Source organism: Actinacidiphila polyblastidii (genome assembly GCF_036353415.1).
Classification (GTDB): Bacteria; Actinomycetota; Actinomycetes; order Streptomycetales; family Streptomycetaceae; genus Actinacidiphila; species Actinacidiphila polyblastidii.
This window is the reverse complement of the sequence record NZ_JAZEWV010000020.1, coordinates 63,280-85,876: the sequence shown is the minus strand read 5'-3', so window position 1 is coordinate 85,876 and position 22,597 is coordinate 63,280. Positions and strand designations below refer to the sequence as shown.

Here is a 22,597-nt window from a genome sequence, read left to right as displayed (position 1 = left end):
CCAGGGGGCGCCCCGGAGGTTTCCGGGGCGCCCCTGGGGCGTGCGTCGGGGCCTGCCGCGCGGGCTACGCGAGCAGCGCCGGGATCGCCGACTCGTGGGCGGCGCGCAGCTCCGCGAGCGGCAGCGCGAACTGGCCCTGGACGTCGATCGCGTCGCCGTCGACGACGCCGATCCGGGTGGCCGGGAGGCCGCGCGCACCGCACATGTCGGTGAAGCGCAGCTCCTCCGAGCGCGGCACGGCCACCACCGCGCGGCCCGCGGACTCGGAGAACAGGAAGGTGAAGGCGTCGAGCCCGTCCGGCACCACCAGCCGCGCGCCGAGGCCGCCGCGCAGGCAGGACTCGGTGACCGCCTGGATCAGGCCGCCGTCGGACAGGTCGTGCGCGGCGTCGACCATGCCGTCGCGCGACGCCGAGATCAGGATCTCGCCGAGCAGCCGCTCGCGCTCCAGGTCCACCGCCGGCGGCAGCCCGCCGAGGTGGTCGTGGACGACCTGCGCCCACGCCGAGCCGCTCAGCTCGTCCCGGGTGTCGCCGAGCAGGTAGAGGAGGTGGCCCTCGTCGGCGAAGGCGATCGGGGTGCGCCGGGTCACGTCGTCGATCACGCCGAGCACCGCGACGACGGGCGTCGGGTGGATCGCCACCTCGCCGGTCTGGTTGTAGAGCGAGACGTTGCCGCCGGTGACGGGCGTGCCCAGGGTCAGGCAGCCGTCGGCGAGCCCGCGGGTGGCCTCGGCGAACTGCCACATGACCGCGGGGTCCTCCGGCGAGCCGAAGTTGAGGCAGTCGGAGATGGCCAGCGGCTTCGCCCCGGTCGCCGCGACGTTGCGGTACGCCTCGGCGAGCGCGAGCTGCGCGCCGGTGTAGGGGTCGAGCTTCGCGTACCGGCCGTTGCCGTCGGTGGCGATGGCGACGCCGAGGTTGGTGTCCTCGTCGATCCGCACGATGCCGGAGTCCTCGGGCTGCGCGAGCACCGTGTTGCCCTGCACGAAGCGGTCGTACTGGTCGGTGACCCACGCCTTGGACGCCTGGTTGGGCGAGCCGACGAGCGCGAGCACCTGCGCGCGCAGTTCCGCGGCGTCCGCGGGGCGGGCCAGCAGGCCCGCGTGGTCGGCCTGCAGCGCGTCCTGCCACTGCGGGCGCGCGTAGGGGCGCTGGTAGGTCGGGCCCTCGTGGGCGACGGACCGCGGCGGCACGTCGACGATCTGCTCGCCGTGCCAGAAGATCTCCAGCCGGGTGCCCTCGGTGACCTCACCGATGACGGTGGCGATGACGTCCCACTTCTCGCAGATCTCCAGGAAGCGGTCGACCTTGCCGGGCTCGACGATCGCGCACATCCGCTCCTGCGACTCGCTCATGAGGATCTCCTCGGGCGAGAGCGTCGCGTCGCGCAGCGGCACGGTGTCCAGTTCGACCCGCATCCCGCCGGAGCCGGCGCTGGCCAGCTCGGAGGTGGCGCAGGACAGACCCGCGCCGCCGAGGTCCTGGATGCCCGCGACGAGCTTCTCGCGGAAGATCTCCAGGGTGCACTCGATGAGGAGCTTCTCCTGGAAGGGGTCGCCGACCTGGACCGCGGGCCGCCGCGAGGGGCCGGTGGAGTCGAAGGTCTCCGAGGCGAGCACCGAGACGCCGCCGATGCCGTCGCCGCCGGTGCGCGCACCGTAGAGGATCACCTTGTTGCCGGCGCCCGACGCCTTGGCGAGGTGGATGTCCTCGTGCTTCATCACGCCCACGCAGAGCGCGTTGACCAGCGGGTTGCCCTGGTAGCAGGGGTCGAAGACGACCTCGCCGCCGATGTTGGGCAGGCCCAGGCAGTTGCCGTAGCCGCCGATGCCCGCGACCACGCCGGGCAGCACCCGCTTGGTGTCGGGGTGGTCGGCCGCGCCGAACCTCAGCGGGTCCATCACCGCGACCGGGCGGGCGCCCATCGCGAGGATGTCGCGCACGATGCCGCCGACGCCGGTCGCCGCGCCCTGGTAGGGCTCGATGTACGACGGGTGGTTGTGCGACTCGATCTTGAAGGTGACGGCGTAGCCCTGGCCGACGTCGACCACGCCGGCGTTCTCGCCGATGCCGACGAGCAGCGCGTCGGTCTGCGGGGCCTTCTCGCCGAACTGCTTCAGGTGCACCTTGCTCGACTTGTACGAGCAGTGCTCCGACCACATCACCGAGTACATCGCCAGCTCGGCGCCGGTCGGGCGGCGGCCGAGGATCTCCCGGATGCGCTCGTACTCGTCCTGCTTGAGGCCGAGTTCCTTCCAGGGCTGGTCGGCCTCCGGGGTCTGCTCCGCCTGCTTGACGGTGTCGAGGCTCATGCGGCTCATGCGGTGACCAGCTTCTTGAGTACCGAGGTGAAGAACCCGAGGCCGTCGGTGCGGCCGGTGCCCACCAGGGGTTCCACGGCGTGCTCGGGGTGCGGCATGAGGCCGACCACGTTGCCGGCCGCGTTGGTGATGCCGGCGATGTCGCGCAGCGACCCGTTGGGGTTGCCGTAGCCGTCGGCGGTGGCGCCCGCGGTCGCGTAGCGGAACGCGACGCGGCCCTCGGCCTCCAGCTCGTCCAGGGTGTGCTCGTCGGCGGTGTAGCGGCCGTCGATGTTCTTCAGCGGGATGGAGATCTCCTGGCCGGCGGCGTAGTCCGCGGTCCAGGCGGTGGCGGCGGTCTCCACCCGGAGCCGCTGGTCGCGGCAGACGAAGTGGAGTTCGGTGTTGCGCAGCATCGCGCCCGGCAGCAGGTGCGCCTCGCAGAGCACCTGGAAACCGTTGCAGATGCCCAGCACCGGCATTCCGGCCTTCGCCTGGCCGATGATCGTCGCCATCACCGGCGAGAAACGGGAGATCGCGCCGGCCCGCAGATAGTCGCCGTAACTGAACCCGCCGGGCAGCACGACCGCGTCGACCTGCTTCAGGTCCTTGTCGCGGTGCCACAGCGGCACGGCTTCGGCGCCGGCGACCCGGACGGCGCGCTGAGTGTCGCGGTCGTCGAGCGTTCCCGGGAATGTGACGACGCCAATGCGTGCAGTCACGACTCCACCTTTACATTGAAGTCCTCGATCACGGTGTTGGCGAGAAACGTTTCCGCCATCTCCCGAATGCGGGCCAGCGCGGCGTCGTCGACCGGACCGTCGACCTCCAGTTCAAAGCGCTTTCCCTGACGTACGTCGGAGATCCCGTCGAAGCCCAGGCGCGGCAGCGCTCGCTGCACCGCCTGGCCCTGGGGGTCGAGGATCTCCGGCTTGAGCATGACGTCGACTACGACGCGTGCCACTGGCACTCCCGGTGGTGTGGTGCGTGAGGTTCTCTCAGCGTACCCGGTGCGAGAATCTACGCGCGTTGATATCCCGCCGCGGCGCAACAAGGGGGGGAGTGCAGACGTTGATCCCTGATCACGTTTATGTATCGGCTGACGAAATGCTTGGGCTGGCCCCCGCAGAAAACATAGGGTCCCCGTGCGAAGTGACGCGTCGTTGACGCTTGCGGCGCCCCTTCCAAGGGAATTATCTGCAACAGCAACACCGGGCACCCCTGTCGCCGTCGCCCGGCGAGCCGATGGCGTAATGAAAGGACCGAACCTTATGGCGCAACGCGTACTGGTCACCCTCGCCGACGATCTGGACGGCGGCCAAGCCGAGGAAACCATCGCTTTCGGCGTGGACGGGCAGTGGTACGAGATCGACCTCTCGTCCGAGAATGCGGACAAGTTGCGCAAGGAACTCGCGCCTTACGTGGAGGCCGGCCGCAGGCGCACCCTTTCCGGCCGCGCCTACAAGCGCACCCCGATCGCCCCGACGCCCGCCACCGTGCGGGCCTGGGCCCAGTCCAACGGCTTCGAGGTGCCGGCCCGCGGCCGCATCCCGAAGAAGGTCTACGAAGCCTTCAACCGGGCCAGCTGAGCCTCGGGTTGGCGCACGGTCGACGGGCGGGCGGGGACGCGGGCGACACCGCGACCCGGCCGCCCGAGTCGATTGGACAGCCACCCCCTCACGTCCGCTAGTGTGTGGAGCACGCCGAGGGCAGGGCCGAAAGGCCAGGTCAACGGAGCGCGCGGGTGTAGCTCAGTAGTAGAGCGCCCCCCTTCCAGGGGGGAGGCGCAGTGTGCAATTCCTGTCACCCGCTCTGGTCACTGAAACCTCACTGGTACAGTGGTCGCAGCACGTGCGGACGTGGCTCAGTTGGTAGAGCATCACCTTGCCAAGGTGAGGGTCGCGAGTTCGAATCTCGTCGTCCGCTCCATGACGAAGGCCCCGGTCATCCCGACCGGGGCCTTCGGCGTTCCCGTTCCCGCCCGGCTCCAGAGCAGGGTCGTCAACCCGTTTCGGTGAACCGCGGGGTGTCGGGTACAGTGTCTGCACGCCCTGCGGACGTGGCTCAGTTGGTAGAGCATCACCTTGCCAAGGTGAGGGTCGCGAGTTCGAATCTCGTCGTCCGCTCCATGGCGAAGGCCCCGGTCATCCCGACCGGGGCCTTCGCGTTTTGCGGGCTGCGACGCGCCGCTACGACCAGCTGGTGCCGGTCAGCCGCTCGTACGCCTCCACGTAGCGCGCCCGGGACTGCTCGACGATCTCGGCCGGCAGCGCGGGCGGCGGCTGCTCGGCGTGCCGGTCCCAGCCCGAGGCGTCGGAGGTCAGCCAGTCCCGCACGAACTGCTTGTCGAACGACGGCTGGGCGTGGCCGGGCTCCCACAGGTCGGCCGGCCAGAAGCGCGAGGAGTCCGGGGTGAGCACCTCGTCCGCGATCACCAGGGCGTCCTGCTCGTCGAAGCCGAACTCGAACTTGGTGTCCGCCAGGACGATCCCGCGGTCCCTGGCGACGTCCCTGGCCCGCGAGTAGACCGCCAGGGTGGTCTGCCGCAGCAGGGCGGCCGTCTCCGCGCCGACCTGGCGGGCCACCTCCTCGTACGCCACGTTCTCGTCGTGGTCGCCGACGGCGGCCTTGGTGGCCGGGGTGAAGATCGCCGCGGGCAGCTCGGAGCCGTCCACCAGGCCCTCGGGCAGCGCCAGTCCGCACACCGTGCGGTGCTCCTCGTACTCGGCGAGCCCGGAGCCGGTCAGATAGCCGCGCGCGACGCACTCCACCGGAACCATCCGCAGCGAACGGCACACCATGGTGCGGCCCGCCCAGTCGGCCGGGGCGCCCTCGGGCACCTCGGTGGAGATCACATGGTTCGGCACCAGGTCGGCGAGCTGGTCGAACCACCACAGCGACAGCTGGGTGAGGATGCGCCCCTTGTCGGGGACGGCGGTCGGCAGCACCCAGTCGTAGACCGAGGTGCGGTCGCTGGCCACCATCACCAGCTCCCCGGCGGCGTTCTGGTACAGGTCGCGCACCTTGCCGGTGTGCAGATGGACAAGGCCCGGCACCTGGAGCGGCTCGGGCTTGTCGACGAATCCGGGCATGGGTGGTCCTCCCCAGTGGGTGCTTTCCGCACTGATTCTTCCGTACGGCCGCGGACCCGGCTCCGGGAGGTCAGTCGTGCTTGCAGATCCGGTCGAGCAGATTGGCGGTGGCGCGCTGGATCCTGGCGTCCACATGGCCCGGCCGGTCCAGCGCCGGCGACCAGGCGAACGTCCCGGACGCGAAGACGTACGCGCCGCTCGGTGCGCGGTACAGCGAGGTCTCCTGGTGGCAGCGTTTGCCGTCCGCGGACTCGTACGGCGAATGGGCCAGCAGGATGCGCTCGGTGGACTCCGGCAACGGCACCCGCGGGAAGTAGTGGTCCGCCTCGCCCGCGACCAGGCCCGGGATCTCGTCGCCCTCGGCGGCGCCGGTGGCGTCCCACAGCCAGTGGCCGGCGTTCCGCACGATCATCGGCGAGGGCTGCGGCACCCGGCCGGCGTACTGCACGCCGATCAGCAGCTGCTCCGGCTCGCCCTGGTCGCGCCAGAGCGCGGTGCGGCCGGGCGGCGAGCCGCGGCGCTTGCGGCAGCTGAGCAGCCGGTCCCGGTCGCCGGTCGGCGACGGCGCCAGGTCGACCTGCCAGTACATGGTGTTCGCGGAGAGGAACACCAGCGAGGTGCCGGCCGCGCGGGCTTCCTCGGCGGCCCGTCGCATCGGCGGCGACCAGTACTCGTCGTGGCCGGGGAAGACCAGGCCCCGGTAGCGGGTCGGGTCCACCCGGCCGGCGTGCAGGTCGCGCGCGTCGGCGTACGCCAGGTCGTAGCCGTAGCGCTCGGCGAACCGCACGAAGTCGTAGGCGTGGCCGATGTGCAGCGGCAGGCCGGCGCCCGCGTACGGCCGGTCGAAGGAGACCGTGGTGGCCGCCTCCTCCTCGCCGAGCAGCCGGCCCTCGCCGTCCCACGCGTGGTACAGGCTCGCCCCGGTCCTGCCGTCCTCGGGATACAGGTTGTACGCCTGCCAGGTGATGTCGGGGAGCAGCAGCAGCAGGTCGGCGGGCGCGTCCAGGTCCCGCACGGTGAACGGCACATGGCTGCGGTAGCCGTCGGCGGTGGTGAGCACCGCCACGTAGGCGCCGGTCTTCCAGTACGACGGGACGTGCAGCCGCCAGGACTGCCACCAGTGGTGACAGGAAACGGTTCTGCCGGCCGCCAGCGGCGTCGGCTGCGCGATTCCGGACAGCCGCGGACTGGCCGACACCTGGGCCGCGCCGTCCCCGCCGTAGTGCCCGATCCGGTACACGTCGACGGTGAACTCCTGCGGCGGATCGACGGTGATCCTGAAGTCGATCGAGGAGCCCGGCACGACCGCGCCGTGCGCGGTGAACCCCTTGATCTGGCGCCGCACGTCGTCCGCGGTGCGCGGGCCCGGCAGATGCGGGCGCCGCGGCGCCTTCCCGTTGCTCGCCGCGAGGTCCACGTACCAGGGGACGTCCTGGTACTCGTCGTCCGGATACTGCGGCTCGCCGCGCAGCCACGGCAGCGGCCCCTGACCGAACGGGTCCGAGACGCCGTGCGCCAGCGCCCCCGACTCCCAGCGTCTGCTCTGCGCCACGTCGCTCCCTCCCCCGCGCCCCCACGCGCCCCCGCCGCCCTCAGACCGGGCCGGCGTCGGGGCAACGGTGCGGCTGCCGTGCCCAGCACATCACACAACGTCCGTCGCCGGTCACCGTTCGTACGGTTTCCCCCGGCCTTTTTCGCCCCCGTCGGTTTCAGCCCAGGTCGAGCGGGGCGTCCGCGCGCACGCCCCACGCTGCGGTCAGGTCGCGCAGCGGCGCCGGGTCCGCGTGGTCGACCAGGCGGGCCACCGGGCCCGCCAGTTCGGAGGTCCTGCGCACCCCGCCGACCAGCAGCGCGGGGCCGTCCAGCCAGTCGAGACCGGCCACGCCGCCCGCGGTGTCCAGCACCGCGCAGCACACCGCCGCGACCACGTGCTCCGCCAGCAGCTCGCGGCCGGTCCGCGCCGGCATCAGCTCGCACACCGCCGCGGGCACCGCGGCGGCCGCTCGCAGGGCCTCGCCCTCCAGGCGCGCGGCGGCCTCCTCGGCGCCGCCCGCCGCCAGCCGCTCCACCAGGCGCCCGAGGGTGGTGCCGCCGCCCTCGCCGACGAGCACCCCGCTGCCGCGTCCCGGCACCGGCGGCCGCCTCGGCGCCACCGCGTCCGCGCCCTCCTCCGCCAGGACCCGCGCCAGCCGGGCGGCCTCCTCGCGCCAGATCCGCTCCACGACCTCTTCCGGATAGCGCGCCCAGCTCACCGGCGCCCAGCCGGCTCCCGGCCGCGCGGGCCCGCCGTGGAAGAGCCGGGCGGCGAGCAGCGAGATCGCCTCGTCGACGGTGCCCGGCTCCTCCAGCAGGTCGCACGCAGGCCGCTCGCCGAGCCGGGACTCGAACCCCTCGGCCAGCCGGTCGCGCCGGGACAGCTCGGTGAGCGCGGCCACCACCCCCGCGTCGAGCCGGGCCGGCCAGCGGCCCATCCGCCACGCGGGCAGCGCGACCCTGGTCAGCAGCCGGTCCCAGCCCGCGTAGGCCAGGCCGACCTGCTCCTGGGCGACGATCCGCAGCCCGTAGTCGACCGCCTGCGCCCGCTCCGAGCAGGCCGCGGCGACCGCGCGCTCCATCTCGCCCGCGTGCACCCGGCAGCCGCGCAGCAGCAGCCGCACGGTCCCGCCGAGGACGGCCCTGGCCGGTTTCAGCAGCACCGAGCGCCCGCCCGCCGCGACCCCCGCGGCCGCGTCGAGCCCGCGCAGGAAACGGCGGGCGGCCGATATCTCCGGGTCCGCGGCCGGCGCGGTGCCGGCCACCACCGGGGCGAGCAGCGCCCGCAGCTCCGCCACCCGCATCCACCACAGGAACGGCGAGCCGATGACCAGCACCGGCTCGGGCCGCGCCGAGGCGGGTCCCTCCGCGGGCTCCAGCCAGCTGTCGCAGTCCGGGGTCAGCTCTATCGCGCCGGGCGCCGGCACCTGGAGCCGCTCCGCGAGGTCCTGCACCAGCCGGTAGAGGTCCGGCGCGGACGTGCGCCCGACCGGCACCGTCGGGGTGACCGCGGGCTTGGCCCGGGTGATCACCGCGGCGATGGCGGCGGCCACCGCGAGCACCACGAGCGCGGCTGCGGTGACGCCCCAGCGCACGCCGTCCCAGTCCGCGCCGACGCGACCGGCCAGCGACTCCGCGTGCAGCACCACGGCCGCGGCGGCGGGCAGCAGCGCGAGTCCCACGGCGGCGCCCCGGACCCGCAGAACCGCCAGGGCGCGGGCCCGCGCAACGGCCTCACCGGCTTCTCCGGCCATCGGCGGCTCACCCCCAGTGCTCCAGCGGCGGCCGCCTCGGTGACGGCCTCCCCCCACTGTCGCACCGTGTACCGACATCGCAATGCCGTACGGCTGATTGCCGCAATGTCCCGCGGTGCGCCTTCCGGGCACCCTAGTTGGGCTCCCCGGAGGAGTCATCCGGATGGCCCAGTCATCACTCCTTGGAGTGGCTTTGCCCTCGACCCGCCCCCGTCGGCCGGTGGTCCTGGCACGGCGGCGCCCGCCCCCGCGGGCAGGCGGTCGGGCGGGCGCGCGGTCAGGCCGGCGGTCAGGCGGTGGGGACGGCGGCCTGGGCTGCGATGTCGGTGCGGTGGTGGGAGCCGTCCAGGGTGATGCGGTCGACCGCGCGGTACGCGCGCTCACGGGCGGCGGTGAGATCGGAGGCCGTCGCGGTGACCGACAGCACCCGCCCGCCGGCCGACACGACGCTCCCGTCGGCCTCCGCGCGGGTCCCGGCGTGCAGCACGTAGGCGTGCTCGTCCTTCTCCGCGACGTCGGCGAGGCCGCCGATCGGGTCGCCGGTGCGCGGCGCGTCCGGGTAGTTGTGCGATGCGATGACCACGGTGACGGCCGCGCCCTCGCTCCAGCGCAGCGCCGGGAACGCGGCGAGCTGCCCGGTGGCGGCCGCCCGCAGCAGCCCGGCCAGCGGCGTCCGCAGCCGGGCGAGCACCACCTGGGTCTCGGGGTCCCCGAAGCGCGCGTTGAACTCGATCACCCGCACACCGCGCGAGGTGATCGCCAGGCCCGCGTAGAGCAGCCCGGCGAAGGGCGTGCCGCGGCGGCGCAGTTCGTCGACGGTCGGCTGCAGCACCGTCCTGGAGACCTCGTCGACCAGCCGCGGGTCCGCCCACGGCAGCGGCGAGTACGCGCCCATGCCGCCGGTGTTGGGGCCCTCGTCGCCGTCCAGCGCCCGCTTGAAGTCCTGTGCGGGCTGCAGCGGCACGATCGTCTCGCCGTCGGTCACCGCGAACAGCGACACCTCGGGGCCGTCGAGGTACTCCTCGATGACCACGCTGCCGCGCGGGCCGCCGCCGTCCGCGCCCACGCACGCCAGCGCGTGCGCCCGCGCCACGTCCAGGTCGCCGGTGACGACGACGCCCTTGCCCGCCGCCAGCCCGTCGTCCTTGACGACGTACGGCGCGCCGAAGGCGTCCAGCGCGGCGTCGATCCGCTCGGCCGTGTCGCACACGTAGGAGCGCGCGGTCGGCACGCCGGCCGCGGCCATCACGTCCTTGGCGAAGGCCTTCGAGCCCTCCAGGGCCGCGGCCTCCCGCGACGGGCCGAAGCAGTCGACGCCCGCCCGGCGCACCGCGTCGGCGACCCCGGCCACCAAAGGCGCCTCCGGACCCACGATGACGAAGTCGGCGCGCAGCGACACGGCGAGCTCCGCGACCGCGGCGCCGTCCAGCGCGTCGACCGGGTGCACCGCGGCGACCTCAGCGATGCCTGCGTTGCCCGGCGCGCAGTGCAGCGCCGTCACGTCGGGGTCGAGGGACAGAGAGCGGCACAGGGCGTGTTCGCGGGCGCCGCCGCCGATGACGAGGACCTTCACGGGCACCAGGGTAGTGGGCCCGCGCGGCGCGGCCGACCTCACTCTTTCGGGCGACCGCCGAAGAGGGCCCATACCCGACCACGCTGCCCGTACGGGCGGAAATCCCGGCATCCCATCGCCACGCTCGCCCGTTCGGCGGTAGAAGAGAGCTCCATACCGGGAGGGCGGGCCGCCGTGAAGAGCCGTCACGGCCCGCCGTCGCCGGTCGTACGAGGGAGCGTGCAGTGAGCCAGCCGGACAAGTCCCCCGAGGAGACACCCCGGGAGGAGCCTGCGCGGCGGGCGCTGCACCACCAGAGCGAGGACCTGCGGGCGCTGCCCTTCCCGCTGGGCGACTGGGGCGAGCCCGCGCAGCGCCTGCAGGAGCTGTACCGCTGGGCCGAGGAGGGCGCGCTGCGCACCGCGCAGTGGTATCTCGACGACCGCCGCTGGAAGCGGCGCGGCGCCCGTGCGCTGCGGCTCGCGGCGGCCTGCTGCGCCGCGGCGGGCGCGGCGCTGCCGCTCAGCGAGGTGATCGGGGCGGCCGACCGCACCGCCGCGTGGGGGTACGTGGCGCTGCTGCTCGCCGCGGTCTGCGTCGCCTTCGACCGGGTGCTCGGGCTCACCTCCGGCTGGATGCGCGACGTGGCGACCGCGCAGGCGGTCCAGCGGCGGCTGGAGACGCTGCGCTTCGACTGGGCGTCGGAGAGCGTCCGCGAGGTGCTCGGGCCGACCGAGGGCACCGCGGCGGAGGCCGCCGAACGCTGCCTGGCGATCCTGCGGCGGTTCGGCGACGACGTCGCCGACCTGGTCCGCGCCGAGACAGCCGACTGGATGCTCGACTTCGGCGCGCGCGCCGCCGCGGGCCCGTTGCGCACCCAGTCCGCGGCCTGGTCCGCCCGCGCCGACGCCCCGGCCGCGCCCCGCCTCGCCCACCCCGGCACCCGCCCGAGCATGCCGCGCCAACGCCCCCCGGAGACCCCGCGCTGACCCCGCCGGCACGGGGCCCGGAACACGCCGGGCCGCACGCCGGGGGGTACGCCGACGGGGGACGGTCCGTCGGGAGGTCAGCTCTTCCGCGGTGCTCCGCTCTTTCCGGCGGGCCCGTCGGCTCGCCGCCCGCACGGCGGGACGCTCAGGGCCGGGTGGGCGTGCGCGGGCAGCGCCCGCTCAGCTGAAGACGATCATCGAGCCCTGGCCCAGCGAGCGCGTCGCCGCCGCGTGCAGGCCGAGCCAGACGTGGAGTTCGCGGGCGAAGGGGCCCGCGGCGACGGTCGCGGGGTTCAGGGCGGGTTCCTCGAGGGTGGTGTGGCGCTCCGGCGGGGCCGGCGCGGCGGGCGGGTTGGCCGGGTCGATGCCGATCGCGGGGGCGACGAACTCCAGCTCGCGCAGCAGCCCGTGGCTGGAGCCGAGCGGGCCGCCGCCCTCGAGGAGTTCGTCGTTGACGACGGGCTGCGGGAAGTCCAGCGGCACGTACGCGCCGGCGTGGTCGTAGTGCCAGACGAGGTGGGAGCGCTGAGCGGTCTCCTCGAACATCTCCAGCAGCTGCTCGTAGTCGCCGCCGAGCGCGTCGACGGGGGTGACTTCGAGGCCCTGGAGGCTCAGCAGGTAGGCGCGGCGCAGGAAGTGCAGCGCGTCGTAGTCGAAGCAGGCCACCGGCGCCACGTCGCCGGACAGGCCGGGCATGTAGCTGTAGACGGGTACCGGCGGCTGCCCGGCGTCGGTCAACGCCTTGTCGTATCGCGCGAGTTCCTCGGAGAACGGGTTATCCGGGCTGTGGCAGAGCACGTCCACGAGCGGCACGAGCCACAGGTCGCAGGCCACGAACACTCCATCCGGTCGGGGGCGTCCAGCCTAAATCGCCGAGGGCCCTCCCGTCAGCGGCGCGTCACTCCCCGGGGCGTTCTCGGCGGCGCGGGTGGGGGCGAGCCGTTCGATGAGCGCGCAGTGGTGCACGTGGTACTCGTGGGTGAGCCGCTGGGCCTGCGCGGTGTCGCGCGCGGCGACCGCGTCGACCAGCGCGACGTGCTCCGACCAGCACACCCCGGCGAGGTCCGGCAGCGCGCGCAGGTGCGGCACCGCGTAGATCCAGGTCTGGGTGCGGATGCGGTCGAGGAACTCGCACAGGTGCGGGTTGCCGTTGATCGCCGCCAGCTCCCCCCAGAACCTCAGGTCGCAGCCGATCAGCACGTCCAGGACGCCGGTCCTGGCGGCGCGTGCGGCGGCCTCGGCGCGGCGCCGTACCGAGGCGAGGGAGTCGGCCGGCAGGTCGCCCATGCCGTGCTCGCCCATCCAGCGGAAGGCGGCGTCGACCACGAAGGCGCGGGCCTCGGTCAGCGAGTGGAAGTCGGCGGCGGTGAAGCGGCGGACCTGGAAGCCGCGGTGCTGCTCGACCTCCAGGAGCCCCTGCGCGGCGAGGTCGACCAGCGCCTCGCGCACGGGGGTCGCGGAGACGCCGTAGGTCTCGGCGATCTCCTTGACGGTGAAGCGCCGGCCGGCCTGGAGCCGGCCGGTGAGGATCTCGTCGCGCAGGGCGTCGGCGATCTGCTGGCGCAGGCTGCTGCGCCGCACGGGCGTTCCGCCGCCCTCCCGCATAAATCGCTCCCTCACTCGTACACGCGTGTGACCCCCACACCTTAGGCGAGCGTGCGCCGGGCGCTCGCGGCGTCCGTTCCGGGCCCGCGGCGCGCCGGAGCACCACCCCTCACCGCGTGGCGTTCGTACGCATAGTCTTCGCCCGTACGAGTGAGCCGCGGCGGCAGCGCGCGGGGGCGGGGGCGAGGGGCATGGACGAGCTGAGGAGCGACGATCCGCGGTGGATCGGCGCGTACCGGCTGATGGGCCGCCTCGGCGCCGGCGGCATGGGCCGGGTCTATCTGGCCCGATCGCCGCGCGGCCGCACGGTGGCGGTGAAGCTGGTCCGCGCCGAGCTGGCCGAGCAGGACGAGTTCCGGGCCCGCTTCCGGCGCGAGGTGCAGGCGGCCCGCAGGGTCGGCGGCGCGTGGACCGCTCCGGTGCTCGACGCGGACACCGAGGCGGCGGTCCCGTGGGTCGCCACCGGCTACGTCGCGGGTCCCTCGCTGCACCAGGTCGTCGCCAAGGGCTACGGGCCGCTGCCGGTGGCGTCGGTGCGGGTGCTCGCGGTCGGCCTGGCCCACGCGCTGGCCGACATCCACGCGGCGGGTCTTGTGCACCGCGATCTCAAACCCTCCAATGTGATGGTCACCATCGACGGGCCGCGGGTGATCGACTTCGGCATCGCGCGCGCTCTGGAGACCGTCACCGACGACGGCGCGGTCACCTACACCGGCGCGATGGTCGGCTCGCCGGCCTTCATGTCGCCGGAACAGGTCAGGGGCGACCGCGTCACGCCGGCCTGTGACGTCTTCTGCCTGGGCTCGGTGCTGGCGTACGCGGCCACCGGGCTGCAGCCGTTCGGCGCGGCGAGCAGCGGGGTGCACGCGCAGATGTTCCGCATCGTGCAGGAGCCGCCGGACCTGGACGCGGTGCCCGCGCCGCTGCGCGAGCTGGTCGCGGCGTGCCTGGTCAAGGAGCCGGAGCTGCGGCCGTCGCTCGACGCGGTGCAGGAACGTCTCGCCGCCTTCGGCGAACCGCGGGTCCCGGACGGCGAGCCGTGGCTGCCCGGCGCGATCGTGGCCCAGCTGGGCCGCCAGGCGGTGCGGCTGCTGGAACTGGAGGAGGTCGAGACGGGCTCGCTGCCGATGATCTCGCTCACGCCGGGGCCGGCGGTGCCGGGGCGGACCGGGCAGTCCGGGGAGCGCGCGGCGCGGGAGGCGCGGGAGGCGCACGAGGCGACATACGTGGAGCGGCCGGCGGACTATCCGCCGCCCGGCCCCGGTCCCGGTCCGAACCCGAGCCCGAGCCCGGAGCCGGGTGCCGCCGCGACGCCGCGGCGCAGGACCGGCCGCGGGCGCTCGCTCGCCGTCGCGGCGGTTCTCGCGCTGCTCGCCACGGGGGCGACGGCGTTCGTCCTCGCCCGGCAGCACGACGGCGGGACCGGCGGGGACGGACGGCCGGCCACCGCCTCCTCCGCTCCGGTGTCGACCGCGCCCTCCGCGGGCGCGACCACCGGAGGCGCCCCCGGCGAGGCCACCGGAGACCAGGGCGCGGGCGCCGGGACGCGGCCGCCCGCGGACATGGTCGGCACCTGGCGGACGACCTTCGACAGCAGCACGCCGGGCGTCAACACCCGCGTCCTGACGGTGGGCGCGGACGGCTCGGTGCGGCTGACCGGCGACGGGCCCTCGTACAGCTGCGCGTGGACGATGCGGGTGACGGCGGCCGGGCCGCCGGTTCAGCTGAGCCCGTCGCAGGTGACCCGCGGTGAGCCGGCCACCTCGTGCCTGCCGGGCGAGGCGACCTCGCTGACCCTGCTCGACCCCACCCATCTGCGCCGCGCCACCGCCGACGCGGGCCGGTCCCCGCTGACGTACGAGAAGACGGGGTAAGCCCCGCCCGCAGTGCGGGCGGGGCTTACCCCGCGGCGGCTCACCTCAGGGGATCAGTGATCAGTGATCAGAGGAAGGAGTTGACCTCGATGGTCTCGGTGCGGCCGGGGCCGACGCCGATCGCGGAGATCGGCGCGCCGGACATCTCCTCCAGCGCCTTGACGTACGCCTGGGCGTTCGCCGGCAGGTCGGCGACCGTCTTGGCCCCGGTGATGTTCTCCGACCAGCCGGGCAGGTACTCGTAGATCGGCTTGGCGTGGTGGAAGTCACTCTGGCTGTAGGGGAGTTCCTCCACCCGGCGGCCGTCGATCTCGTAGGCGACGCAGACCGGGATCTGCTCCCAGCCGGTGAGCACGTCGAGCTTGGTGAGGAAGAAGTCGGTCAGCCCGTTCACCCGCGTGGCGTAGCGGGCGATGACCGCGTCGAACCAGCCGCAGCGCCGGTTGCGGCCGGTCGTGACGCCGAACTCGCCGCCGATCTGGCGCAGCTTCTCGCCGTCGTCATCGAGGAGTTCGGTCGGGAAGGGACCCGATCCGACCCGCGTGGTGTAGGCCTTGAGGATGCCGATCACGCGGGTGATCTTGGTCGGCCCGACCCCGCTGCCGGTGCAGGCGCCGCCCGAGGTGGGGTTGGACGAGGTGACGAAGGGATAGGTGCCGTGGTCGACGTCCAGGAGCGTGCCCTGCCCGCCCTCCATCAGCACGACCTTGCCCGCGTCCAGCGCGTCGTTGAGGATCAGCGTGGTATCCGCGACGAAGCCCCTGATCTGCTCGGCGTAGCCGAGGTACTCCTCGACGACCTGGTCGGTGCTCATCGCGCGGCGGTTGAAGATCTTGACCAGGATCTGGTTCTTGTCCTGGAGCGCCGCGTCGACCTTCTGCCGGAGGATCGACTCGTCGAAGAGGTCCTGGACCCGGATGCCGACGCGGTTGATCTTGTCCGCGTAGGCCGGCCCGATGCCGCGCCCGGTGGTGCCGATCTTGCGCTGGCCCAGGAACCGCTCGGTGACCTTGTCGAGCGTCTGGTGGTAGGGCGTGATCAGATGGGCGTTCCCGCTGATCAGCAGCTTGGACGTGTCGATGCCGCGCGCCTGCAGCCCGCTCAGCTCGGAGAGCAGGACCGCAGGGTCGACCACGACACCGTTGCCGATCACCGGGGTGCACCCCGGTGAAAGGATTCCGGAGGGGAGCAGGTGCAGTGCGTACTTCTGGTCGCCGACGACGACCGTGTGGCCGGCGTTGTTGCCGCCCTGGTAACGCACCACGTAGTCCACAGAGCCACCGAGCAGGTCGGTGGCCTTCCCCTTGCCCTCGTCACCCCACTGAGCACCGAGCAGCACAAGTGCGGGCACAGGCGTACACCCCTTCCGGGCGGGGCATGTCCAACGTGCAGAGAGCCGTCGAACCTGCCCCGGAATAGACGAAGCCCCTGACGCATCGGCGCAAGGGGCTCTTGCACCGAGATTTTACCTGAGGAAGGACCAAGGTGTCGGCTCACGTCCCGGCCGGGCATCCCCTGCTCGTCGTCATCGACCCCGCGGCCCGTGCGACCGACGGCGAATCCGTGCGGATCGCCAAGGACGTGCTGTGCGCCGGGGCGCCCTCCGTCAAGATCGTCTTCCCGCAGACCGCGGAGGAGGCCGAGCACGCGCTGGCCCACCGCGGCCGCCGCCACCCGGTGCTGCTCGGCGACGACGCGGCCCTGCTGCGCACGGTCCGCGCGCTGCGCCGGGACCGCACCCTCCAGGACGCGACGCTGTCGCTGGTGCCGATCGGGCCGCACTCCGCGCTGGCCCGCGCGCTCGGCGTCCCCGAGCAGGTGCCCGCGGCGGCCCGCGCGGTCCTCGACGGCATCGCCCGCGACCTCGACCTGCTGGTCGACGAGAGCGGCGGCATCGTGCTGGGCGCGCTCAGCATGCCGTGCGGCGCGCCGCTCGCCCACACCTCCGCCCACTGGTGGACGCCGGTCGAGAAGACCGCCCGCTCCCTGGTCCGCACGCTGACCTCCCCGATCCCGGTCAACGGCCACCAGCCGCCGCGCCTCCAGCGGCTGCGCGTCGAGGCGGACGGGGTGCTGCTGGCCGACCTGGACGAGCCGGTGCACGAGGTCTCGGTGCGCACCGCGCCGGCCGGCCTCGCCGAGATCCTGGTCCGCAGGACCGGCGGCGGCGGCCAGCTGCGCGCCAGCGCGCGAACCGTCACCGTCTCCGGCCGCGACTTCCGCTACCGCGCGGACTCCGCCGTCACCGGCCCCGTCCGCACCAGGACCTGGACGGTCGAGGCGTCCGCCTGGCGCCTGACCGTGCCACGCTGACCGCACCGCGCCGACCGGGCGCAGCCCGGTGGGTACGTGCGGGCGCAGCCCGCGAGTGGGTGCGGGCGGGCGCAGCCCGAGGTGCGGGCGCAGCCCGAGGTGCGGGCGCAGCCCGAGGTGCGGGCGCAGCCCGGAGGGTACGTGCGGGCGCAGCCCGAGGTGCGGGCGCAGCCCGGAGGGTACGTGCGGGCGCAGCCCGAGGTGCGGGCGCAGCCCGGAGGGTACGTGCGGGCGCAGCCCGAGGTGCGGGCGCAGCCCGCGAGTGGGTGCGGGCGGCGGCCCCCGTGGGTGCACGTGTGCCATCTCGCGGGGGTTCGGGCAGAGCCCGGGGTGCGGGCGGAGCCCGGAGGGCAAGCGCGGGCGCAGCCCGGGGGGGTGCCCATGGGGTCGCGCCCGGTGAATGTGCGCGCCGACCCGGCGAGTGGGTGCGACCGGGCGCAGCCCGAAGGTGCGCGCGGGCGCAGCCCGAGGTGCGCGGGCGCAGCCCGAGAGTGCGGGCGCAGCCCGAGGTGCGCGGGCGCAGCCCGAAGGTGCGCAGGGGCGGAGCCCGAAGTGCGGGGCGCAGCCCGGAGGGGCGTGCCCAGCTTCGCGGGGGAGCGGTTGGGGGGATGGCGCGGGCGGAGCCCGCCCCGCTCTGCTACCAGGTGACGAGGAGCTCCTCGGGGCCGCGGATGACGTAGCCGGGGCGCCAGCGGGGCTCCTCGACGAGGCGCAGACCCGGCGCCTCGCGCAGGAACGTGCCGAAGGAGGCGGCCAGTTCGAGCCGGGCGAGCGGTGCCCCGAGGCAGTAGTGGATGCCCGCGCCGAAGGTGACGTGCCTGTTCCCGGCGGCCGGGCGGGTGATGTCGAAGCGCGCGGGGTCGGGGAAGCGGGCCGGGTCGCGGTTGGCCGAGCCGAAGAGCAGCGCCACCTCGCTGCCGTGCGGGACGACCTGCCCGCCGACCTCGATGTCGTCCAGCACCCAGCGCTCGAACATCTGCAGCGGCGTGTCGTAGCGGAACATCTCCTCCACCGCGTCACCCAGCCGGCCGGGCTCGCGGGCGAGCAGCTCCAGCTGGCCGGGGTGGCGGAAGAGCTGCAGCCAGCCCAGCACCGTGGAGTTCACGGTTGCCTCGTGGCCGGCGTTGAGCAGCAGCACGCAGGTGGAGACCATCTCCTGCTCGCTCAGCACGTCACCGCCGTCGTGCGCCGCGATCAGCGCGCTGATCAGGTCCTCGCCCGGGTCGCGCCGCCGCGCGGCGATCAGCCCGCGCAGATACGCGGAGAACTCCTCGCTGGCGCGCACCGCGAGCGCCGCGGCCTCCGCGCCGGGGTTCAGCTCGAACATGCCGGTGATCGCCGCCGACCAGGGCCGCAGCAACCCGCGGTCGGCCGGCGGCACGCCCAGCATCTCGGCGATCACCGCGACCGGCAGCGGCTCGGCGACCCGGGCCAGCAGGTCGCCGCCGCCGTCCGCGTACAGCGAGCCGACCAGCTCGGCGGCGAGCCTGCGCACGGTCGGCGCGAGGTCCTCGACCATCCGCGGGGTGAACGCCTTCGCCACCAGCCGCCGGATGCGGCCGTGCGCCGGGTCCTCCAGGTCGAGCATGCCCTCGCCGTTGAGCGTGGTGAACGGCTCGTGCTCGGGCGGCGGCGCCTGCCGGCCGAACTCCTCGTGGCTGAAGCGGTGCAGATACGTGCGGCCCAGCCTGCGGTCGCGCAGCAGGGCGCTCACGTCGTCGTGATGCGGGATCAGCCACTGCCCTGTCGGCGCGAACCAGTGCGCGCGGCCGGCGTCGCGCAGCGCGTCGTAGGCCGGGTAGGGGTCGGCGACGAAGCCGGGGTCCCACGGCCGGAACAGCGCCGTGGCCGCTGCCGCGGCCGGGGACAGGGTGGGCGACGCGGGCGACGCGGACGGTTGCTGGGGCGTCATGACAGCTCGATCAGCCCGTGCTCGCCCAGATAGTCCAGCTGGGCCCGTACCGACAGCTCCGCCGCGGGCCACAGCGTGCGGTCCACGTCGGCGTAGACGTGCGCGACGACCGCCTCGGGGGTGCGCAGACCGTCCTCGACGGCGGTCTCGACCTGGGCGAGGCGGTGCGCGCGGTGCGCGAGGTAGAACTCGACGGCGCCGCGCGCGTCGTGGAGCACCGGCCCGTGGCCCGGCAGCACGGTGTCCACGCCGCCGTCGACGGCGAGCGCCTGGAGCCGCCGCAGCGAGTCCAGGTAGTCGCCGAGCCGGCCGTCGGGGTGCGCGACCACGGTGGTGCCGCGGCCCAGCACGGTGTCCCCGGTCAGCACCGCGCCGTCCGCGGGCAGATGGAAGCACAAGGAGTCTGCGGTGTGCCCCGGGGTGGCGATCACCCGCAGCTCCAGGCCGCCGGTGGTGACCGTGTCGCCCTCCCCCAGCCCCTCCTCGCCCAGCCGCAGCGCCGGGTCCAGGGCCCGTACCGGCGCGCCGGTCAGCTCGGCGAACCGCGACGCGCCCTCGGCGTGGTCGGGGTGGCCGTGGGTCAGCAGGGTCAGCGCGACGCGCTTGCCCGTCCGCTCCACGGTGGCCAGCACGTTCGCCAGGTGCGCCTCGTCCAGCGGGCCGGGGTCGACGACGACGGCGAGCGGGGAGTCGGGCTCCGCGACGATCCAGGTGTTGGTGCCGTCCAGCGTCATGGCCGAGGGGTTCGGCGCCAGCACGTTCAGCGCGCGGGCGGTCGCCCGCCCGCCCACCGTCGGCTGCGGACGCCCCGGCGGCGTCGTCCCGGTGGTCATCGGTCCCCCTCGGCGATCACGCGGTCCAGCCGCGGGAGGCCGGGGACGGTCAGCCGTACCGCGCCGTCCGCGTCCACCGTGCCGAGCGGCACCACCGGGGCCATGTCCCGGCCCTCCGCGGCCGCCAGCGCCTCGTCCGCCGACCCGTACGGGAGCAGGTCGCGCAGCATGCTCACGGTCGGCGGCAGCATCACCATCTCGCCGCGCTCCTGCCCGCCGATGCCGTCGGCGGGCCGCAGCCACACCGTGCGGTCGGCCTCAGCCGACACGTCCAGGGTGCGCTGGCCCTCCGGCAGCCGCGCCAGGAAGAACCAGGTGTCGTAGCGCCGCTCCTCGAACTCCGGCGTGATCCAGCGCGCCCAGGGCGCGAGCAGGTCGGAGCGCAGCGCGAGTTCGCGGCGGGCCAGGAAGTCGGCGAAGCCCAGTTCGTGGGCGACCAGGGCCTTGCGGTCGGCCTCCCAGTCGGCGCCGGTGGTGTCGGCCACCACCGTGCCGTCGTCCGGCCCCGCCAGCAGCACGCCGGACTCCTCGAAGGTCTCGCGGACCGCCGCGCACACCACCGCCTGGGCCCGCCGCTCCGGCACGCCCAGCACCGCCGACCACCGGTCGAGCGCGGGACCCGCCCAGCGCACCGGGCGCTCGTCGCGCGGGTCCACGCCGCCGCCGGGGTACGCGTAGGCGCCCCCGGCGAAGGCCATCGACACCCGGCGCCGCAGCATGTGCACCTGGGGGCCGCCGGGCCGGTCGCGCAGCAGCAGCACGGTCGCCGCGCCGCGCGGCACGACCGGCGTCAGCTCGCCGCGCAGCAGCGCCCTGACGCGTTCCGCCCACGCCGCGGGGAACCCCGGGCTGTCCATCGACGTCATGCCCCGAAGGCTACGTGCCCCGACCTGTTTCTTCGAGCCCCGCCCGGACGGACGTGCTTCCCCCGGCGCCGGCCGGACGGGCCAGGGGCCGGCGCCCGCACCGACGGCCCGCGACCGCCCCGACGGCTCAGCGCCCGGCGGCGACCTCGACCTGGATCTCCACCTCGACGGGCGCGTCGAGCGGCAGCACCGCCACGCCGACCGCGCTGCGCGCGTGCACGCCCTTCTCGCCGAGCACCTCGCCGAGCAGCTCGCTCGCCCCGTTGACCACCGCGGGCTGACCGGTGAAGTCCGGCGCCGAGGCGACGAACCCGACGACCTTCACGACCCGCTCGACGGCGTCCAGGTCACCGAGCACGGACTGCACCGCGGCCAGCGCGTTCAGCGCGCACACCCGGGCCAGCCGGTGGGCCTCCTCGGGTGAGACCTCCGCGCCGACCTTGCCGGCGGCCGGCAGCCTGCCGTCCACCAGCGGCAGCTGGCCTGCCGTGAACACGTACGACCCGGAGCGCACCGCCGGCTGGTACGCGGCCAGCGGCGGCACCACCTCGGGCAGCGTCAGTCCCAGCTCGGCGAGGCGCGCCGCGACCGTACCGCTCATGCCTGCTTCTCCCGCTTGAGGTACGCCACCAGCTGCTCCGGGTTGTTCGGGCCCGGCACGACCTGCACCAGCTCCCAGCCGTCCTCGCCCCAGGTGTCGAGGATCTGCTTGGTCGCATGCACGAGCAGCGGCACGGTCGCGTATTCCCACTTCTTCGCCATACGGCGACTGTAGTGCCTGTCACCTGCCGAACCGGTCGGCCACCCGAGTAGCCGGGGCGGTGAGTGGTTAGGCTCGCAAGGGTGAGCCCTCAACAGTCATCTGCCGTCAGGCTCCACATCGTGACGGGCAAGGGCGGCACGGGAAAGACCACGGTCGCCGCCGCACTGGCACTCGCGCTCGCCGCCGAGGGCCGCACCGTGCTGCTCGCGGAGGTGGAGGAGCGCCAGGGCATCGCCCAGCTCTTCGAGACCGAGGCGCTGCCCTACGCGGAGCGGAAGATCGCCTCGGCCCCGGGCGGCGGCGAGGTTCACGCCCTCGCCATCGACGCCGAACTGGCGATGCTGGACTACCTCGACCTGTTCTACAAGCTCGGCCGGGCCGGCCGGGCCCTGAAGAAGCTCGGCGCGATCGACTTCGCCACCACCGTCGCGCCCGGCCTGCGCGACGTGCTGCTCACCGGCAAGGTGTGCGAGGCGGTCCGGCGCAAGGACAAGGCCGGCTGGCCGGTGTACGACGCGGTGGTGCTCGACGCCCCGCCCACCGGCCGGATCACCCGCTTCCTCAACGTCAACGACGAGGTCGCGGGGCTGGCCAGGGTGGGCCCGATACACAACCAGGCGCAGTCGGTGATGCGGGTGCTGAAGTCCTCGCAGACCGCCATCCACCTGGTGACGCTGCTGGAGGAGATGCCGGTCCAGGAGACCATGGACGGCGTCGCCGAGCTGCGCGCGGCGGGCCTGCCGGTCGGCACGGTGATCGTCAACATGCTGCGCCCGGTGCTGCTGGCCGACGCGGAGCTGGCCGAGGTCGCCGAGGGCGGCCCGCGGCGCAGCGCCGTGGCCAAGGCGCTCTCCCAGGCGGGCCTGGGCGGCGCCCGCCGGGGCGGCGTCGCGGAGCGCCTGGTCGACCCGCTGCTCGCCCAGGCGTACGAGCACGCCGAGCGGGTGGTCCTGGAGCGCGAGCAGCGCGCCGAGATCGCCGGGCTCGGCCTGCCGGTGCGGGAGCTGGAGCTGCTCGGCGACGGCGTCGACCTCGGCGGCCTCTACCGGCTCGCGGAGCGCCTGCGCAAGCAGGTGGTGGGCGTCCCGGCGGCCGACTTCGACGACGAGGCCGAGGCCGAGGCCGACCGCGACGACGGCAGCGGCGACGCCGGGGCCGAGGCCGGTTCGGTGGACGGTTCGGTGGACGATTCGGACGACGAGGACTGAG

General features: G+C 74.2%; 20 protein-coding genes and 3 tRNA genes. 8 read left to right on the top strand and 15 right to left on the bottom strand.

Features of this window, described 5'->3' with window-relative positions; translation table 11 throughout:
• Positions 1–64 precede the first annotated feature (64 nt).
• Genes purL through purS form a run of 3 tightly spaced genes read right to left on the bottom strand, consistent with a single transcriptional unit; the run spans position 65 to position 3,266 of the window.
• A complete protein-coding gene (gene purL, locus V2S66_RS22445) occupies positions 65–2,314 on the bottom strand; it encodes a phosphoribosylformylglycinamidine synthase subunit PurL (protein WP_330797816.1) in 2,250 nt (749 codons plus the stop codon).
• A gap of 5 nt (positions 2,315–2,319) precedes the next feature.
• A complete protein-coding gene (purQ, locus tag V2S66_RS22440) occupies positions 2,320–3,024 on the bottom strand; it encodes a phosphoribosylformylglycinamidine synthase subunit PurQ (RefSeq protein ID WP_330797760.1) in 705 nt (234 codons plus the stop codon).
• Positions 3,021–3,266: a phosphoribosylformylglycinamidine synthase subunit PurS gene (gene purS / locus V2S66_RS22435; protein ID WP_330797758.1), complete on the bottom strand. Its 246-nt coding sequence runs from the start codon at positions 3,264–3,266 to the stop codon at positions 3,021–3,023. Before purS ends, purQ begins: the two co-directional genes overlap by 4 nt.
• 307 nt (positions 3,267–3,573) lie before the next feature.
• Here purS and V2S66_RS22430 point away from each other — a divergent pair, with 307 nt between their 5' ends.
• The 4 genes from V2S66_RS22430 to V2S66_RS22415 all read left to right on the top strand — a co-directional run bounded on the left by V2S66_RS22430 (position 3,574) and on the right by V2S66_RS22415 (position 4,431).
• On the top strand, positions 3,574–3,891 hold the full coding sequence (locus tag V2S66_RS22430) for a histone-like nucleoid-structuring protein Lsr2 (protein ID WP_326450032.1): 318 nt from the start codon (positions 3,574–3,576) through the stop codon (positions 3,889–3,891).
• A 151-nt stretch (positions 3,892–4,042) separates the two neighbouring features.
• Positions 4,043–4,114 (top strand) — tRNA-Gly (locus tag V2S66_RS22425).
• 41 nt (positions 4,115–4,155) lie between these two features.
• A tRNA-Gly gene (locus V2S66_RS22420) sits at positions 4,156–4,231 on the top strand.
• A gap of 124 nt (positions 4,232–4,355) precedes the next feature.
• Positions 4,356–4,431: transfer RNA gene (locus tag V2S66_RS22415), tRNA-Gly, on the top strand.
• A gap of 60 nt (positions 4,432–4,491) precedes the next feature.
• Here V2S66_RS22415 and V2S66_RS22410 read toward each other — a convergent pair.
• The 4 genes from V2S66_RS22410 to purD all read right to left on the bottom strand — a co-directional run bounded on the left by V2S66_RS22410 (position 4,492) and on the right by purD (position 10,254).
• A complete protein-coding gene (locus V2S66_RS22410; RefSeq protein WP_330797752.1) occupies positions 4,492–5,394 on the bottom strand; it encodes a phosphoribosylaminoimidazolesuccinocarboxamide synthase in 903 nt (300 codons plus the stop codon).
• A gap of 70 nt (positions 5,395–5,464) precedes the next feature.
• A complete protein-coding gene (locus V2S66_RS22405) occupies positions 5,465–6,946 on the bottom strand; it encodes a N,N-dimethylformamidase beta subunit family domain-containing protein (RefSeq protein ID WP_330797750.1) in 1,482 nt (493 codons plus the stop codon).
• Positions 6,947–7,103: 157 nt separating this feature from the next.
• Positions 7,104–8,681, bottom strand: a complete 1,578-nt coding sequence (locus V2S66_RS22400) for a hypothetical protein (protein WP_330797748.1) — start codon at positions 8,679–8,681, stop codon at positions 7,104–7,106.
• 289 nt (positions 8,682–8,970) lie between these two features.
• Positions 8,971–10,254: a phosphoribosylamine--glycine ligase gene (gene purD, locus V2S66_RS22395; RefSeq protein WP_330797746.1), complete on the bottom strand. Its 1,284-nt coding sequence runs from the start codon at positions 10,252–10,254 to the stop codon at positions 8,971–8,973.
• A gap of 224 nt (positions 10,255–10,478) precedes the next feature.
• Between purD and V2S66_RS22390 the strand changes: the two genes are divergently transcribed.
• Complete coding sequence (locus V2S66_RS22390) at positions 10,479–11,222, top strand: SLATT domain-containing protein (RefSeq protein WP_330797744.1); 744 nt, start codon at positions 10,479–10,481, stop codon at positions 11,220–11,222.
• Between the two features lie 180 nt (positions 11,223–11,402).
• Here the strand turns inward: V2S66_RS22390 and V2S66_RS22385 are convergent, their stop codons facing one another.
• Both V2S66_RS22385 and V2S66_RS22380 read right to left on the bottom strand, forming a co-directional pair.
• Entirely contained in the window at positions 11,403–12,056 is a 654-nt protein-coding gene (locus V2S66_RS22385) for a hypothetical protein (protein WP_330797742.1), read from the bottom strand.
• 30 nt (positions 12,057–12,086) lie between these two features.
• Positions 12,087–12,827, bottom strand: coding sequence for a GntR family transcriptional regulator (locus tag V2S66_RS22380; RefSeq protein ID WP_330797740.1), 741 nt, complete (start codon positions 12,825–12,827; stop codon positions 12,087–12,089).
• Between the two features lie 191 nt (positions 12,828–13,018).
• Between V2S66_RS22380 and V2S66_RS22375 the strand changes: the two genes are divergently transcribed.
• Complete coding sequence (locus V2S66_RS22375; RefSeq protein WP_330797738.1) at positions 13,019–14,701, top strand: serine/threonine-protein kinase; 1,683 nt, start codon at positions 13,019–13,021, stop codon at positions 14,699–14,701.
• A 67-nt stretch (positions 14,702–14,768) separates the two neighbouring features.
• On the opposite strand, the gene V2S66_RS22370 is transcribed toward V2S66_RS22375, so the two are convergent.
• On the bottom strand, positions 14,769–16,052 hold the full coding sequence (locus V2S66_RS22370; protein WP_330797737.1) for an adenylosuccinate synthase: 1,284 nt from the start codon (positions 16,050–16,052) through the stop codon (positions 14,769–14,771).
• Between the two features lie 134 nt (positions 16,053–16,186).
• On the opposite strand from V2S66_RS22370, the gene V2S66_RS22365 reads away from it, so the two are divergent.
• Entirely contained in the window at positions 16,187–17,014 is an 828-nt protein-coding gene (locus V2S66_RS22365) for a diacylglycerol kinase family protein (RefSeq protein WP_330797735.1), read from the top strand.
• Positions 17,015–17,651: 637 nt separating this feature from the next.
• On the opposite strand, the gene V2S66_RS22360 is transcribed toward V2S66_RS22365, so the two are convergent.
• The 5 genes from V2S66_RS22360 to V2S66_RS22340 form a co-directional block, all read right to left on the bottom strand.
• Complete coding sequence (locus tag V2S66_RS22360) at positions 17,652–18,926, bottom strand: cytochrome P450 (RefSeq protein ID WP_330797733.1); 1,275 nt, start codon at positions 18,924–18,926, stop codon at positions 17,652–17,654.
• A complete protein-coding gene (locus V2S66_RS22355) occupies positions 18,923–19,759 on the bottom strand; it encodes an MBL fold metallo-hydrolase (protein ID WP_330797731.1) in 837 nt (278 codons plus the stop codon). Before V2S66_RS22355 ends, V2S66_RS22360 begins: the two co-directional genes overlap by 4 nt.
• Positions 19,756–20,625 carry an NUDIX hydrolase gene (locus tag V2S66_RS22350; RefSeq protein WP_330797729.1) on the bottom strand — a complete coding sequence of 290 codons (870 nt, stop codon included), beginning with the start codon at positions 20,623–20,625 and terminating at the stop codon, positions 19,756–19,758. The genes V2S66_RS22355 and V2S66_RS22350 overlap by 4 nt, the downstream gene beginning before the upstream one ends.
• 127 nt (positions 20,626–20,752) lie before the next feature.
• Positions 20,753–21,226: a RidA family protein gene (locus tag V2S66_RS22345; protein ID WP_330797727.1), complete on the bottom strand. Its 474-nt coding sequence runs from the start codon at positions 21,224–21,226 to the stop codon at positions 20,753–20,755.
• Positions 21,223–21,387, bottom strand: coding sequence for a DUF4177 domain-containing protein (locus V2S66_RS22340; protein WP_073494871.1), 165 nt, complete (start codon positions 21,385–21,387; stop codon positions 21,223–21,225). The genes V2S66_RS22345 and V2S66_RS22340 overlap by 4 nt, the downstream gene beginning before the upstream one ends.
• A gap of 81 nt (positions 21,388–21,468) precedes the next feature.
• Here V2S66_RS22340 and V2S66_RS22335 point away from each other — a divergent pair, with 81 nt between their 5' ends.
• Positions 21,469–22,596 carry an ArsA-related P-loop ATPase gene (locus V2S66_RS22335; RefSeq protein WP_330797724.1) on the top strand — a complete coding sequence of 376 codons (1,128 nt, stop codon included), beginning with the start codon at positions 21,469–21,471 and terminating at the stop codon, positions 22,594–22,596.
• Position 22,597 lies beyond the last annotated feature (1 nt).